The sequence below is a fragment of the Streptomyces sp. Tek67B01 genome, assembly GCF_055231995.1.
Genome location: NZ_JBUYUY010000001.1, coordinates 38015 through 52521 on the forward strand (window position 1 = coordinate 38015; position 14507 = coordinate 52521).

The 14507-nt window shown below is 72.0% G+C and carries 12 protein-coding genes and 1 pseudogene; 2 read left to right on the forward strand and 11 right to left on the reverse strand.

The annotated features are described in order from the left end of the window. Positions 1–155: 155 nt before the first annotated feature. From ACV7NM_RS00185 to ACV7NM_RS00215, 7 genes are all read right to left on the reverse strand, one after another. The gene (locus ACV7NM_RS00185) at positions 156–1574 is read right to left on the reverse strand and encodes a PIG-L family deacetylase (protein ID WP_463408269.1); all 1419 of its coding nucleotides are present in this window, start codon (positions 1572–1574) and stop codon (positions 156–158) included. Positions 1575–2315: 741 nt separating this feature from the next. Next, positions 2316–3053, reverse strand: a complete 738-nt coding sequence (locus ACV7NM_RS00190) for a response regulator transcription factor (protein WP_463408270.1) — start codon at positions 3051–3053, stop codon at positions 2316–2318. A gap of 20 nt (positions 3054–3073) precedes the next feature. Continuing rightward, complete coding sequence (locus ACV7NM_RS00195; protein WP_463408271.1) at positions 3074–5734, reverse strand: FtsX-like permease family protein; 2661 nt, start codon at positions 5732–5734, stop codon at positions 3074–3076. After that, the gene (locus ACV7NM_RS00200) at positions 5731–6030 is read right to left on the reverse strand and encodes a hypothetical protein (protein ID WP_463408272.1); all 300 of its coding nucleotides are present in this window, start codon (positions 6028–6030) and stop codon (positions 5731–5733) included. Before ACV7NM_RS00200 ends, ACV7NM_RS00195 begins: the two co-directional genes overlap by 4 nt. Then, complete coding sequence (locus ACV7NM_RS00205) at positions 6027–6734, reverse strand: ABC transporter ATP-binding protein (RefSeq protein ID WP_463408273.1); 708 nt, start codon at positions 6732–6734, stop codon at positions 6027–6029. The genes ACV7NM_RS00200 and ACV7NM_RS00205 overlap by 4 nt, the downstream gene beginning before the upstream one ends. Next, positions 6731–7435 carry an ABC transporter ATP-binding protein gene (locus ACV7NM_RS00210; protein ID WP_463408274.1) on the reverse strand — a complete coding sequence of 235 codons (705 nt, stop codon included), beginning with the start codon at positions 7433–7435 and terminating at the stop codon, positions 6731–6733. Before ACV7NM_RS00210 ends, ACV7NM_RS00205 begins: the two co-directional genes overlap by 4 nt. Beyond that, the gene (locus ACV7NM_RS00215; RefSeq protein ID WP_463408275.1) at positions 7435–8034 is read right to left on the reverse strand and encodes a hypothetical protein; all 600 of its coding nucleotides are present in this window, start codon (positions 8032–8034) and stop codon (positions 7435–7437) included. The genes ACV7NM_RS00210 and ACV7NM_RS00215 overlap by 1 nt, the downstream gene beginning before the upstream one ends. A 114-nt stretch (positions 8035–8148) precedes the next feature. Between ACV7NM_RS00215 and ACV7NM_RS00220 the strand changes: the two genes are divergently transcribed. Next, positions 8149–9441 carry a HAMP domain-containing sensor histidine kinase gene (locus tag ACV7NM_RS00220; RefSeq protein ID WP_463408276.1) on the forward strand — a complete coding sequence of 431 codons (1293 nt, stop codon included), beginning with the start codon at positions 8149–8151 and terminating at the stop codon, positions 9439–9441. A 33-nt stretch (positions 9442–9474) separates the two neighbouring features. Here the strand turns inward: ACV7NM_RS00220 and ACV7NM_RS00225 are convergent, their stop codons facing one another. Then, a complete protein-coding gene (locus tag ACV7NM_RS00225; protein ID WP_463408277.1) occupies positions 9475–10191 on the reverse strand; it encodes a COG4705 family protein in 717 nt (238 codons plus the stop codon). Between the two features lie 233 nt (positions 10192–10424). Then, positions 10425–11588: a bile acid:sodium symporter family protein gene (locus ACV7NM_RS00230; RefSeq protein ID WP_463408278.1), complete on the reverse strand. Its 1164-nt coding sequence runs from the start codon at positions 11586–11588 to the stop codon at positions 10425–10427. A gap of 104 nt (positions 11589–11692) precedes the next feature. On the opposite strand from ACV7NM_RS00230, the pseudogene ACV7NM_RS00235 reads away from it, so the two are divergent. Further along, positions 11693–12473: pseudogene (locus tag ACV7NM_RS00235) on the forward strand (COG4705 family protein). Here ACV7NM_RS00235 and ACV7NM_RS00240 read toward each other — a convergent pair. Both ACV7NM_RS00240 and ACV7NM_RS00245 read right to left on the reverse strand, forming a co-directional pair. Beyond that, the gene (locus tag ACV7NM_RS00240; protein ID WP_463408279.1) at positions 12454–13830 is read right to left on the reverse strand and encodes a sensor histidine kinase; all 1377 of its coding nucleotides are present in this window, start codon (positions 13828–13830) and stop codon (positions 12454–12456) included. The pseudogene ACV7NM_RS00235 and the gene ACV7NM_RS00240 sit on opposite strands and share 20 nt — an antisense overlap. Further along, complete coding sequence (locus ACV7NM_RS00245) at positions 13827–14489, reverse strand: response regulator transcription factor (protein ID WP_463408280.1); 663 nt, start codon at positions 14487–14489, stop codon at positions 13827–13829. The genes ACV7NM_RS00240 and ACV7NM_RS00245 overlap by 4 nt, the downstream gene beginning before the upstream one ends. Positions 14490–14507 lie beyond the last annotated feature (18 nt).

The window sequence follows — 14507 nt, forward strand, 5'->3', positions numbered from 1 at the left end:
TATGCCATTGGGGGCGGCGGGAGGTTGGGTGTGGCCGGCAGCCCGCTGCCACTTCGTGGCCTCAGTCGCCCCGGCACCCGGCACCCGGCACGACGACTCGACAGTCGTCCGTGGTAAGAACTGCACGAACACGCGGGCTGACCGTCCGTCCGGCGTCATGACGAGGGAGGCGGTCCGGGCCCAAGCTGCCAGTACAGCCCCGGCCGGGCGGGGCCATCGCAACTCACGAGTTCCAGGCGCGGGCTACGGTCGGTGTCCCGGTTCCGAGGAGGGAGGGAGCGGTCGTTCTGGTAGAGGCACATGTTCCCGGCCCCGGCCAGCTTCCAGGCCGCCCGCTTCCACGTCGCGCTGATCCAGGGCACCTGCCGCCACGCCTGCTTCGGCTCGAAGTGCCTGCACGCCTGGAGCCGGAGGAGGCGTCCCACCACGGTGAGACAGTACGCCGGATCCAGTCGGCTTCTGAGACTGCCGTCGGGTCCCGCGTCCCATTTCTGCCCCGCGGATCCGTCGCAGGCGAGGATACGTGCTTCGCCCGTATCCCAGGAACCGTTCGGCGCGGCCAGACACTGCTCGGGGGAGCTGCCCGAGTAGCGCGTCGTGCGGCCCACGTCCCCCATGATCTCGCCCCGACGCGGCCGCCTGTGGATGCGTCGGTATCGCCTCTCGACCCAACGCCGGTAGGTCTTGGAAAGCCTGGCTTCGTAGATCTTCATGGCAGGGCACACACGTTCGCGCGGGCACTGGCTCTGCGCCATGTACCACCGGGTGATGTGTTCCTTCGCCGCTGTCTCGGCGCGTGTCAGATTCCTGGGCCTCCCTGCCACGGTGTAGCCGAGGAAGGGAACCACCGGGGTTCCCGTACGGTAGGCCGCCTCCCGGGCATAGCGCGCGGTAATGCCGTGGTCGCTGTGATCGACGCGGCCGTCCGTGCCCTTCGCGAACGACGCGACGTCGGGATCCAGCGTCAGGACGTTCTCCGCCCGGCTCTGCCGGATGAGGGAGACCAAGACCGACAGCAGCTGTTCCTCGGTGTAGCTCCCGCCGCCCTGCAGCGTCGTGATCGCCTTCCTGCGCCCGTCGAACAAGTGCAGGAGGCTGTCCGGCTCGCTGCCTTGGGGCCGGCCATCGTGCAGGCCCAGAAACGTCAGCCTCACGTCCGGGCCCCGCCCGCGGTTCGCGAGCCGGAACGACCGGATGCTGCGGCCGTTCGCACGCACGTCCTCCTGTTTCCAGGAAAAATGTGCACCCGCCATCTCCGCATAGGCCCTGCGGACACCGTTTTCCCTGTTCAAAATGTAGTTCCTGGCTTCCGCCGGCACCTCCTCGTCGCCGTCGCCCGCCGTGAGGTACACCGCCGACACGAAGCAGCCCGCCCGGATGGTCGACATGACGTCCGGATTGACGAAGAAAAGGTCGTCGTCGGGGTGCGCCACCACCACGAGCGTGCGTCGACAGCCGGACGGCCCTCCTGCGATGGCGGTCTCGGCGGGGCCGACGGGAGAGCACGGTGCGAGCAACGCCGCGCACAGAGTCAGCGACGACACAGTCGCGCCGGTGCGGAAAGCGATTGCCACGGGCCGGCATCCTTCCGGTCTGCCTTCGTGCGTTCGAAACCAGTACTACGCGAGTCGTGTCAGTCTCGCGCGGCCGGCCAGAGCCTCACGCGTACCCCGGCCTGCCCGAATGTGCGACGGAACCCCCGTCGGAATGTCGACGTGCACCACCAGCCGTATCGGGATCCTCTTGCCAGCGTGCCCGGACGGCACCATGGAGTCACAATGGACGACCGCGCGCGCATTGCTCCGAACGGGGACTCCTTGGCGCCCGCATTGCCGCATCGCCCGTCGACCCACATCGATCGCGTCGGGACCGCGCACCGCGAGAGCTCCCGTTCGGAATCTGGCGAAACGTGCCCGTCCGGTTTGTGATCACCGACCCGGAACGTCGCGTCCGGCATCTGGCAATCGTGCAACTCGAAATGGGCCAAAGCAGGAAACCAGGTGATAGATCAGCGGCCCGGCCTCACGCGGCGTCGGCAGATCGGATCCTCGGCAATGCGTGTGGCCGGTGCTTCCCCCCTCTGCGTCAGGAGAGTCACCATGCCCCGTCCGAAAACAATTGCCGTCACGGCAGGTGTCATCGTCGTTGTGGCGATGTCGCCGGTCACCGCTCTCGCGGCGACCGGCCCGCCGCAGCAAGACCTCACCTGGATGAAGGCATCCGCCGCCGGGGACCTGTTCGAGACTCCGCCAAACGCGAGGAGCGCTGCGCATGGTGACGCCGACTCGGCCGGCGCCCGGGCGGGGCGGAGACCGTCAGAGGGGTGGCGCCGGGTCCAGGCGGTAGCCGTGGCCGCGGAGTGTCGTGATCTGCGGGAGACGGACCGGGCGCGGCGCCGCGGTTTCGGCCGTGTGGAGGCGGCGGCGAAGGGAGGCCATGGTGACGTCGAGGGTCTTGGTCGGGCCGAACCAGTTCTCGTCCCACACCCGCGCCATCAGAGTCTCCCGGGAGACTGCGCTCCCCTGGTGGCGAGCGAGTTCGGCGAGGAGTTCGAACTCCTTCGTTCGCAGGGGGACGTCCTCGTCTGCGACCAGGGCCCGCCGGGCCGCCGTGTCGACGGTGAGGTCACCCAGCCGAATGGGTTCGACGTCCTGCACGTCGGGCAGGGGCCTGCGACGCAGGTGCGCGCGGAGGCGGGCGAGGAGAACGGTCATGCTGAAGGGCTTGACGAGGTAATCGTCGGCGCCCGCGTCCAGTCCGGCGATCACGTCGATCTCGTCGGTGCGGGCGGTGAGAATGACGATCAGGAGGTCCGGGATGTCCTGGCGCAGGCGGCGGGCGAGGTCGATCCCGTCGAGGTCGGGCAGACCCAGGTCGAGGAGGACGAAGTCGGGCGGGTTGTGGCGGGCTGCCGTCAGGCCGGCGGAGCCGGTGCGGCACCAGGTGGCGGTGTAGCCGTTGCCGCGCAGTCCGCTTTCCAGGTGGCGCCCGATGATGCCGTCGTCTTCGATGACCAGGGCGGTGGGCGGGCGCCCCGCGGTGCCGGTGTTCATGGCTCGAGGGTAGGGGTTGGTCACGGCTCTCGGAGTTCTTCGACGGCGGGTCGGCCGGAACCGCGGGCGCCGTGCAGGGCTGCGGCGGTGAGGGCCGCGAGCGTGGCGAGGAGCGTCAACCCCAGGTACGGCCAGGGGAGGGACAGGGCGGACGGCGGCGGGTCGAAGACGCCGGTGAGGACCTTGACCAGCATCTGAGCCTGCACCCAGCCGATGAGGGCGCCGCCGGCCAGGCCGCCGAACGCGACGGTGGCCGTCTCGGCGAGGACCATGCCCCGCAGCTGTTCCCGGGTGGCGCCGAGGACGGTGGCCACGGCGAAAGTACGGCGGCGTTCGGTTAGACCCAGGGCGAGTACCGCTCCTCCGGCGCCCGCAGCCAGCGCCACGGCGAAGCCGAGTTCGATCCGGGTCAGTCCGGCGAGGTCCACCGAGGTGAGGCTGGAGCCAACGCCTGCGCGGGATTGGGTGAGGTCGGTGACCGTCGCCGTGGCACCCACCCGCTCGCGCAGCCGGGCGGCGACGGCCTGCTGGTGTGCGCCACCTGTGTCGACGAGGAAGGCGCCGACGGCGTCGCTTCCGCTCTGGGCGGCGACGTACGCGGCGTTGGCGACGAAGAAGCTGTCCTTGGGCGCGGTCGGGAACTCCTTGACGACGCCCGCGTAGTGGAACTCCACGGTGCGCAGCTGCTTCGTCCGTTGGTCCTGGAGGCGCAGGTTGAGCCGGTCGCCCGGGACAAGCTGGAAGTCCTTGACCGTCTCCTCACTGACGAGCACGGAGTCGGGGCGGCCCGCGAGTTTGGCGAGCAGGCCGCGGGCGCTGCCGCCCGCGAAGTAGGTGTCCTGAAGAACGGTGGCGGACGTGATGGTGGCGGGGTTGACGCCGTACAGGTCCTGGAGGTCGGACCCGACGTAGGCGAAGCGGTGCTGGAGCGGTTCGACGTGGCGCACTCCCGGGACGGACGCCAGGGCGCGCCCGGCGTCAGGGCCGGTCGCGGCGCCGGGCGGCTGGGTGACGGTGACGTCGGCGCCGTTGGTGAGTTGGGCGTCCACCTCCGCCTGGTGGCGGTACGTGCTGTTGAAGGCGGCGGTGGAGAGCGCGAACGACACGGCGAGGGCGAGCAGGACCACGGAACGGGCCAAGACCCGGCGCTGCCGGGTAATGCCGGAGGCCGTCGCGGCGGCGAGGGTGCCGGTCAGCGGCCGGGCCAGGAGGGTGAGGGGTCGACGGCCGTGGGCGAACGCGTAGGTCGTCAGCCGCCACAGGAACAGCGCGGAGCCCAGCCAGAGCAGGGCGGGGCCGAGGAAGGCCCAGTAGGACACTGAGATGCTCGCCAGGCCTTCGGGGGCGAGCACCAAGGCGTACTGGTTGCCGGCGGCGGCCCGGAAGACGAGGAACGAGACCGTGAGCAGGATGAAGTCGAGTCCGGTGCGCTGCCACAGCGGGGAACCGGTCGACGGGACGCTGCGGCGCGCGGCGGTGACGGTGGTGGTGCGCTGGTCCCGTACGGCGGGCAGCAGGACGGTCGTGGCAGCGACGGCCGTACCGACGGCGAGGGCCATGAGGGACCAGCGCAGCGGGACGAGGCCGGCGGCGCCGAACGAGGCCTGGCCGAAGGCGATCCGGCCGGCCAGCGCGGCGAGGGCGATGCCGAGCAGGCCGCCGCCCAGGCCGATGGCGCCAGCCTCGACGGTGGCGAGCGCGGTGACCCGGCGTCGGCTGAGGCCGCGGGTGCGCAGCAGTCCTTGTTCCCGTCGGCGGCGGTCGGCTCCGGCGCTGACCAGGGCGGCGGTAAGCAGGGCTGCGAGGACGACGCCTGGGGCTCCGAGGAACAGGAACAGCAGCTGGGCGTACAGGGCGTCCTGGCGTGCGGCGTCCAGGGCGGCGCCGAGGTTGTCGCCGACTTGGACGGCTCCGGAGAGGCGGGCTTCGAGGTGGTGGGCGGCGCCGGTGACGGCGGTGAACGCGGCGGCGGGGTCGGAGGGCAGGCGCGCGTCGCGCGCGGCGTGCACCTGTGTGGTGACGGCGGCGGGGTCCACGGCCTTGGTGTGCGCGGTGAGGGAGTCGAAGAGCGGGGTGGGCAGGAGCATCACGTTGTCGGGCGGGGCGACCGGCTGTGAAGAGGGCGGGGCGCCAACCTTTTGGAACAGGGAGTCGGCCTGCGGCAGGTCGACGACTCCGGCGACCGTGACGGCGGCTTCGGCGTTGCCGGGCAAGGAGATGCGTACGGTGTCGCCGGGCGCGGCGTGCAGGTTGGCGGCGGTCTGCTGGGCGAGGAGGACTCCGTCGGGGGCTCCGGCGAGCCGCCGTATCTCGCCGGGGAAGGCGGTGCGGTAGCCGTCGGGGATGCCGAGCAGCACGGCGTCGCCGGTGGTCTGCACGGAGCCTGAGGCCGTGGTCTGGAAGCCGGTGCTGTGGGCGTAGGTGACGGGCAGCGCGGTGCGGATCCCGGGGGTGTGGCGGATCGCGTCGAGCATAGTGGCGGGCTGCGCCGCGGGCTGGAGCTGTACCTGCCAGTCGACTGCGACGGACCGGGCGGCCCGGGCGGTCATCGTCGAGCGGGACGCGGTCAGGAACGTGCCGAGCGCGGCGACGAGTGCGACGGCCAGGGCGACGGTGAGCGCGGCTGTGAGGAGTCTGCCGCCGCGGTGCCGGAGCAGGGCGGCCAGCCAGGTGGTGATCACGGTGTGCCTCCGCAGGCGGTGACGATCAGCCATCCGTCGCTCGCCGTCCGGGCGGGCTGCGGGGGTCCACCAACGACTGTGGTGTGCCGGGGGGGCGAGCGTGCGGCCCCGGTCTCGAAGACCATGTCGCCGAGGACGTCGGCGGCGCGGCCGACGATGGTGTGGTCGCTCAGGCCGGCCGGTTCGTCGTCCATGGCGAAGTGGGGCAGGACGGCGAGGAGGACGAGGCTGAGAGCCGCCAGGGTGAGGCGGCCGCGGCCGTGCCGGAGCGGGGCTGCCGGCCGGCCGGTGTTCACGGTGCGCCTCCGTCCGGACGGAGGAGGAGTCGGCCGTCGCGCATGGTCCAGCGGGTCCGGAGGCGTTCTCCGACGGCCGGGTCGTGGGTGGCCACTACCAGAGCGGCCCCGATCTCGTCGACCGCCGCCAGCAGGACGTCCATGACGTGCCGACCGGTAGTGCGGTCGAGGCGGCCGGTCGGTTCGTCGGCGAGGACGAGCCGGGGCCGGGCGGCCAGGACCCGGGCGGCCGCGACCCGCTGTGCCTGTCCGCCCGAGATGTCGTCGGGCAGCTTGGCGGCGAGGTCGGCGACGCCGACGCGTTCCAGGGCGGCCAGCGCGAGGTCGTGGGCGCGCTCCGTGCTCTCTCCGGAGAGCACCAGAGGCAGGCCCGTGTTCTCGGCGACGTCCAGGGTGCCGATGAGGCTGGGGCTCTGGAAGATGACCCCGATGCCCTTGGCCCTGGCCCGCGCCCCTGCCTCCGGGCTCGCGGCTTCCGCGGCTTCCACGCACCAGGGCCACACCACCTCGCCGCTGGTCGGCTGTTCCAGTCCGGCCATCAGGTGGAGCAGCGTGGACTTGCCCGACCCCGAGGGCCCCATGACGGCGATCCGGTCGTGCGCCCGCACCTGGCAGTCCGTGCCGTGTACGGCGACCACGGCGGCGGGGCCGCGCCCGTAGGTCCGTCCGGCGTCCCGGCAGCTGACGAGCAGAGGGCCGGTCATGGCCCGATCCTGCCGTCGCGCAGGGTCAAGACCCGGTCTGCGCCGCGTACGGCGGCGGTGCTGTGGGTGACGAGCAGTACGCCACGGCGGCCGTCACGGCCGCGGGCGCGCAGCAGATCCAGGATGCGCTGTTCGGTGCTCCCGTCGAGCTCTCCGGTCGGTTCGTCGGCGAGGAGGAGGTCGGGGTCGTTGGCCAGGGCGACGGCCAGGCCCGCTCTGGCCAGTTCTCCCCCAGCCAGTTCGCGGGGCAGAGAGCGAGCCCGGCCGAGCAGGCCCACCTGATCGAGGAGGGCTTCGACGGGCGGGCCGCCGACGGTGCGGCGGCCGGCGGCCGTGCGGGCGAGGCGGATGTTCTGGGCCACATCGAGGTGGGCGATCAGGTTCTCCGTCTGGAGCAGGATGCCGATCCTGCGGGCCCTGACACGGGCCCGCTCCGCCTCCGGCCGGTGGCTGATCCGCTCCCCAGCGACCCGTACGACTCCGCCCTCGGGCTCGTCCAGGCCGGCGAGGCAGGCCAGCAGCGTGGACTTCCCCGACCCGGAGGGGCCTACGACGGCCACGAGCTCTCCCGGGGCGACCGTGACGGAGACCCCGCGCAGGGCGAGGGTCTCCTCTTCCCCCGCACGGTAGAACCGGTACAGCTCGCGTGCGTCGAGGGCCGGCGGGGGGCTAGGGGTGCTTGGGACGCTCGGGGCGTCCATCACTGCCATCGCAGCGAGTCGGTGACCGTCCGCCAGGGGTCGACGTTGTCGGCCTTGACCGGGCCCGACAGGGTGAGCACGACATCGCGGCCGTTGTGTTGGAACACGTACCGCTCGAATGCGTCGCGGAAGGTCTTGCCCGTCACCGGGTCCGCAGGCGTGGTGCCCTGGTACGTGTAGAGGACGGCCTTGCCGGCCTTCCGTGTCACCTCGGAGGCCTTCCCGGGCGAGAACCCGGGGACCGCCTTGGCCAGCGCCGGCACGTCCCGCGCGGTCACCGAGGCGGTCGTGGGGGCGGTCGCGGCTGCGTGCTCGGACACCTCGATCCGGTTCAGCTTGTCGGTGAACGTCGTGACCGGGCCCGTGGAGGTGCGCGCCCAGCCTTCGGGCACGCTGACGGTGAAGTCACCCGTGGACGGCTTGAACACCACGTACACCTGATTGTCGGGGATGTCTCCGGGCGGATTGGACTCGGCCGGGGCCGGAGGCGGCTTCGAGTCGGCGACCGCGGAGGAGCCGGAGGCACCGCACCCGGCGAGGGCCGCGACGACGAGTACGACAGAGGCGGAAGCAGCACATGCGCGACGCCCCACGTTCATGACGCCCTCCGAACGGTGGATGGATCTTTCACGCTAGGCAGTGCCACGCAAAGGGCCGGGGCGGCGAAGGTGAGACGAAGGCAAAACCGGGATCGCGGACGCCATGATGGGCGCATGAGGCAGCGTGTGGTGCGGGTCGCGGTGGCCGCTGTCCTGGTGGCCCTCGTCCTGCTGGCCGGCCCGCTGGCCGCTGTCGTCCAGCGGTCCTTCTTCGAGGACGAACGCGGCGCCCTGGAACGCACGGCCCTGGCGGCGACGGTAGCGGTGGGGCCGGAATTTACCGCGGGTGACGCCGTCGAGCTGCCACGCCCCCGGCCGGGAGGACGGCTGGGGGTGTACGACCTCTCGATGCGCCTGCGCGCGGGTACGGGAGGAGAGACGGGCGACTCGATGACACGCCGGGCGGCCGACGGGAAGGTCGCGCGCGGGAGCAGTGGCCCGGATCTCGTCGTCGCTGTACCGGTGGTCTCCGCCGAACGGGTCATCGGGGTGGTCCGGGCCTCGGTCCCCACACGTTCGGTCTGGCACCGCGTGCTCTGGGCATGGGCGCTGATGCTGGCGGTCACCCTGTTCGCGCTCACCACGGCGGTCCTGGTGGCGCGCCGCCAGGCACGCGCGCTCAGCGCCCCGGTCGAGGCGCTCTCGCGGACGGCCGGGGAGATCGCCGACGGCGACCTCGACGCCCGGGCCGGGCCGTGCGGGATCGCGGAGCTGGACCAACTGGCCCGCACTCAGAACACCATGGTCGAGAGGCTCACCCAACTCCTGAGCAGGGAGCGCGACTTCAGCGCCAATGCCTCCCATCAGCTGCGCACCGCGCTGACCGGGCTCCAGCTCGGCCTGGAGGCCTCCCAGGGGCTGCCTCCGGACGCCGATCTGCGCCCCGCCGTCCGGGAGGCCCTTGAGCGGGCACGCCACTTGGAGGAGACCGTCGAGGAGGTGCTGCGCCTGGCCCGGCCGGACACCGTCGAGCAGCACCCGGTCCCCCGCGAGCGGCTCGTCCGGGTACTGGACCGTGCGGAGTCGCGCTGGCACGGCGTACTCGCGGCCGTAGGACGGCGTCTGGAGCTCCGCCCGTCGCCCGGGACCGAGTCCTTCGACGTCCCCGGCCGCACCACCGGACAGATCCTCGACATCCTCCTCGACAACGCGCTGCGGCACGGACGCGGTGCCACCGTCGTGACGGTACGCGAGGCCGCCGGAGCAGTCGCGATCGACGTGGCGGACGAGGGGACACTCGCGCTCGATCCGGGAGCGGTCTTCGCCCGCGGCAGTACCACGGGCTCCGGTTCCGGCATCGGCCTGGCGGTGGCACGGGAACTCGCAGAGGCCGTCGGCGGAAGGCTGAGCGTCCGCGCTTCGGCGCCGGCCACCTTCACCCTGCTCCTGCCTGGACCGGAGGATTGATCCGGGCGCTGGCGCGCGAACGCCCTGGCGAGCTCAGCCGGCCAGTGCGGTGGGGTGGACCTGCTTCGGCGTGTCGGCGCGGCTCACCTGGAGGTATCCGACGAGCGCGGCGATGGGGACCAGCAGCGCGAGGCTGACCAGCCCGGTGCCCCACCCCAGACCGTCGCGCGCCGCCGGGACGCCCATCCAGTCCGCGAACGAAGCGCCGAGGGGCCGGGTGAGGATGTACGCGGCCCAGAACGCGGCCACCGCGTTCAGCCCGAGGAAGCGGCGGCCGAGCACCGGCAGCACGATCAGGGCTGCGAAGAGGAACCCGGAGGGCAGGTAGCCCAGGTGCAGGTTCCCGGCGGTGAGATCGCCCACAGCGGTGCCCAGGGCGAAGGTGGTGAGCACCGTCGCCCAGTAGAACAACTCCCTGCGGGTGGTGTGGATGCTGTGGATGGACAGCGTCCACTCGCAGGTGTACCAGAGGGTCAGGACGGCACCCAGGGCGAGCGTGAAGCCCGCGGCCGACACCGTGTAGGGAATGCCGGCGATGACGTGGACGACGTCCGCGGCCATCGTGCCGAACACGCTGACCATGACGATCGCCGACCAGTAGAGCCACGGCCGGTAGCGCGAGGAGCGGAACTGCAGGACCAGCAGCGCCGTCAGACCCGCGAGCCCGAGGCAGCCGGCCGGCACCGGGCCCAGGACCCTCGCCAGGAAATCAGACGCGGTTTCCCCCATGCCGGTGGTGAAAATCTTCACGATCCAGAACCAGGCCGTGACCTCGGGGACCTTCGAGAGGCCCGCCCCGGCCCGGCCCGGACGGTAAGCTCCCCGCTCCGGAGCCGTCATTGACGGCCGGTGCGTCGTCGTCCTGCTGTCGGTTTCCGCCATCGTCGGTGCCACCCTCCCGGCGACGCTCGCGCCGCCTAGCCGATGCTGGCCAGGGCAGCCGTCGGCGCCCGGAATCCCGGGGGCGACCTCCCAACCAATGTCTACAAGACTGTAGACGATCGTGGTGGGGTGGTGGAACCGGGGTCCGGATCGCAGGCGGACAGGGGCCGTTGGGGCCGCCGCCGGGGCGGACGCACGGCATGCCCGGCGGCCAGCTTCTGCAGCAGGCTGTACGCGAGAACCGGCAGCAGCACATGGGGGCGGTCGGGTATGGCCGTGCCGATCAGTACGGCACTGGCGCTGCTGTTGTTCATTCCGCAGGCCAGCGTCACGCAGGTGCGGGCTGGGGCTTGCAGTCCCAGCAGCCGGCCGCCCGTACGCCCCAGGAGGAACGACAATGCGCACAGCGCTGCCGCGACGGCCACGGCTGCTGCGGGCAGGACGGCGTCCGGATGGGCCAGGAACGGTCCCAGGGCTCCACTGGCGTTGACGTACGTCAGGAGCAGCGAAGCGGCGAGCGCGGCGGGTGGAGCGGTCCGCAGGACTACGGCCAGCACCCGCCGGGGCATGACGAGATGGCACAGCAGCCCGGCCGCGCACGGCAGTACGACGCCCGGGAGGGCAAAGCCCTCCCCGGCGACGCGGGCCGCGCCCGCCAGTGTCTCGGCGTAGTCCGGGCTCAGCAGTGGGGACAGGGCACCGAGGGTGACGGGCAGGGTGAGCGGGCTGAGCAGGGTGGAGAGGAGCACGAGGCCGACCATGGTCGGCTGGTCGCCATCCCCTCGCGCGGTCCACACCGTGGCCCCCGCCGCCACGGGCATCGCGGTGATGAGGATCATCGCGGTGATCATTCCGCTGCCGCCGTCGGTGTCGGGGGTCCAGCGCAGTGCAGCCGATAGGGCCGGGATGATCACCAGCGGAGCGCCCAGGTGCAGGGCGAGGCCGGCCAGCAGCGTCACCGGCTGCCAGACCACGCGCAGCAAGCTCTTCGGTTGGACTTGCAGTCCGGCGGCGAACAGGACGAGGACGAGCAGGAGCGGGGCAGCCTCCAGCCTGAACCCGACCCCCATGCCGTGCACTTCCCGCGGGTGACGCAGCCACATTCCAGCAGAAGGGAAGGCCGCGGCCGCGAGATAGGCGGCCGCAACGGCCCATCCCATGCGCTTCCCGACCTGCTCTCCGATCCGGGCGGGCAGCCAGGTACGGCCGGGTGTGGCATGACCGGGACGGGCTCGGCCGGGGTGCGGGATGGGCGGGCGGATCATGGCCGGGACTGTACGAGCAGGCGCCCGCGCCAGGCGCGTTCGCCGCGGTGTCACGGCACCGTGCTCAGGATGCGTTCAGGTTGGCGGTGGCACGGTCTGGTGCCATGACATCCGAGACATACAGCCAGCCCGATACCGCCCGTGCCCGAGGGACGCGCTGGAACAAGGCGCCCGAGGTTGTACGACGGTGGGCGAGACTGCGGCCGGCTTCCTCAACGGGCAGCTGGGGCTGGGCCTGACCGGCACCTCGCTGGTCATGAGCCTGCTGCTGGTGGTGGCCCTGGTCGTCCAGTTCCGTGCCGACTCCTACCGTCCGGTGCTCTACTGGCTGGTCGTCGTGCTGGTCAGCGTGGTGGGGACACTGATCAGCGACAACCCGATGGACAATCTGGGCGTGCCGCTGGAGATCACCACCACGGTGTTCGCCGTGGCGCTGACCGTCGTCTTCGTCGCCTGGTTCCGCAGCGAACGGACCCTGTCCATCCACAGCATCGACACCGTGCGCCGGGAGGCCTTCTACTGGGCGGCCGTGCTGTTGACCTTCGCGCTCGGCACGGCGGCCGGCGACCTGGTCGCTGAGCGCCTGTCGCTGGGCTACTGGCTCTCGCGGTCCTGTTCGCGCTCGCCATCGGCGCCGTCTGGCTCGGCCATTCGCTGGGCCTGGATGCGGTGTAGAGCTTCTGGATCGCGTACGTCCTCACCCGCCCGCTCGGCGCCTCGCTGGGCGACTACCTCTCCCAGCCGTCCGACGACGGCGGCCTCGTCCTGGGCACCGTCGGCACCAGCGCACTGTTCCTTCTGGTCATCCTCGCTCTGGTGGTCTACCTGACGGTCACCCGCAAGGACATGACCCCGCAGGCGGAGCTCAGCCGGCCGGCAGCCTGACCACGAACACCGCTCCCCCGCCGCCCGGTTCGCCGAGTTCCGCCTCCCCGCCGGCGGAACGGGCGAGGCGCCGGGCGAGCGGCAGTCCCAGGCCCGCCCCGTCGTGGCCGTCGCCCGGATCGGCCCGGCGGCCGGGCTGGAACAGGTGGGCGCGGAAGCCGTCGGGAACGCCGGGGCCGTCATCGCCCACCTCGATGCGGACACGGCCCGCTTCCCGGGACGCACGGATGTGGACCGCTGTCGCCGCGTAGCGCAGCGCGTTGTCCAGCAGGGGGCTGAGGATCCGCTCCAGGACGGCAGCGGGCACCCCGGCGATCAATTCCCCGTCCTCGCCGACGGCCAGGACACGGACCGGGACGCCGGCCTGGTCGGTGCGGGCGGTGAGAGCCTTCAGTACGGGGAACACGGCGGCGGTTCCGGGCGTCCGGCGGGCATCCTCGCGGGCTTCGGCGAGGAGCGTGTCGCAGATCGTCTGCATGGTGCGGGCGGAGTCCCTGATGGCCCGCTGCGCGGTAAGTGTCTCGTCCTCGCTGCGGGGGCGGGTCTGCCACCAGTCGAGTTCGGCGACGATCGTTGCCAGCGGGTTGCGCAGTTCGTGGGACAACTCGCTGGTCAGCTGCTGTTCGTGGCGCAGGACTGCCCGGATCCGGTCGAGGAAGGCGTCCAGCGAGGCGCCCAGCCGGGCGAGTTCGGTGGGCCGGGGGACACCGCTGAAGCGTTCCTCGGAGGCGGTGGCACTCCATCGGGCGGCCTGGTCGGTCATCGTGCGGACGGGGCGCAGGGCCCGGCCGACGGCGAGTCGGGTCACGGCGTAGGTGCAGGCGAGCATGACGGCGTCCAGTGCGAGGGAGGCGAGCAGCAAGGTGTCGCCAGACGCACGGTACGGGGCGAGGTCGAGCGCGGTGACCACGGTCGCGGCCCTGGGGCCTCCGCCGGGTGACGGCACCTGCCGGGAGCAGAGCCGGACGTCCACCGCGCCGTGCGAGGTGGTGGCGCACCGGGCGCCGCCCTGCGCTGCGAGACGCGCGGCCTGGCGGGTGGTGGGGCTGTCCGGCGCGGCGGAGGGGGGCTGCTCGATCAGGCTAGCCCCCTGGTAGATCCAGGCGTTGGCGTCGAGGAGGTCCTCCTGCGGGGTCTCCAGTACGCGCAGTACGGGACCGCTGGTGTCGACGGTGGCGGCGATGGCGGAGCCGCGGGCCCGCAGCAGGTCGTCCGCCTGGCGGGCCAGGTGCTGGTGCACGAACGCGTTGAAGGCGATCGTGAACACCGCCATCACGAAGGCGGCGGTCACGACAGCGAGCAGGGAGAGTCGTCCGCGCAGGGTGGCCGGCCGCGCTGCGGCCCTGAGCAGCCTCATGACAGGCGGTGCCCGACGCCCCGGGAGGTGGCGAGGGTGAGGGCGCTGCCCGCCTCCCGTAGCTTGCGGCGCAGCCGGGTCAGGTACTGGTCCAGGGTGTTGTCGCTGACCTGGGCGCCTTCCGGCCAGCCGGCGCGTACCAGCTCCCGTCGGGGCACCAGGTCCCCCGCCGCGGCCAGCAGGGCAGCCAGGATCCGGAATTCGGTCGGGGTCAGGGGTACGGGCAGGCCTCGTACGGTGCATTGGTGGCGGACGGCGTCCAGTTCCACCTCTCCCCTGCCGGCGGGGGTGGCCGGAGGGCTGCGTTTGACGGCGGCTCGGAGCCGGGCGGCCAGTTCGGCGAGGTGGAAGGGTTTGGCGAGATAGTCATCGCCTCCCGCGGAGAACCCGCTGAGCCGGTCCGTGAGGTGGTGACGGGCGGTCAGGAAAATCACCGGCCGGTCGAATCCGTTGGCACGCAGGGCCTGGCAAACGTCGCGGCCGTCCGCGTCAGGCAGGCCGACGTCGAGGACGACCGCGTCGATTCCGGCACCGGCCAGCCGCAGGGCCGCCGCCCCGTCCTGCGCGGGGGTGGTCTCGAAACCCTCCTCGCGCAGGCCGCGCAGCAGGACGTCGCGCAGCCGGTGGTCATCTTCGACGACCAGGACGTGTCGGCTCATGCGGGTCTCTGTTCTGTC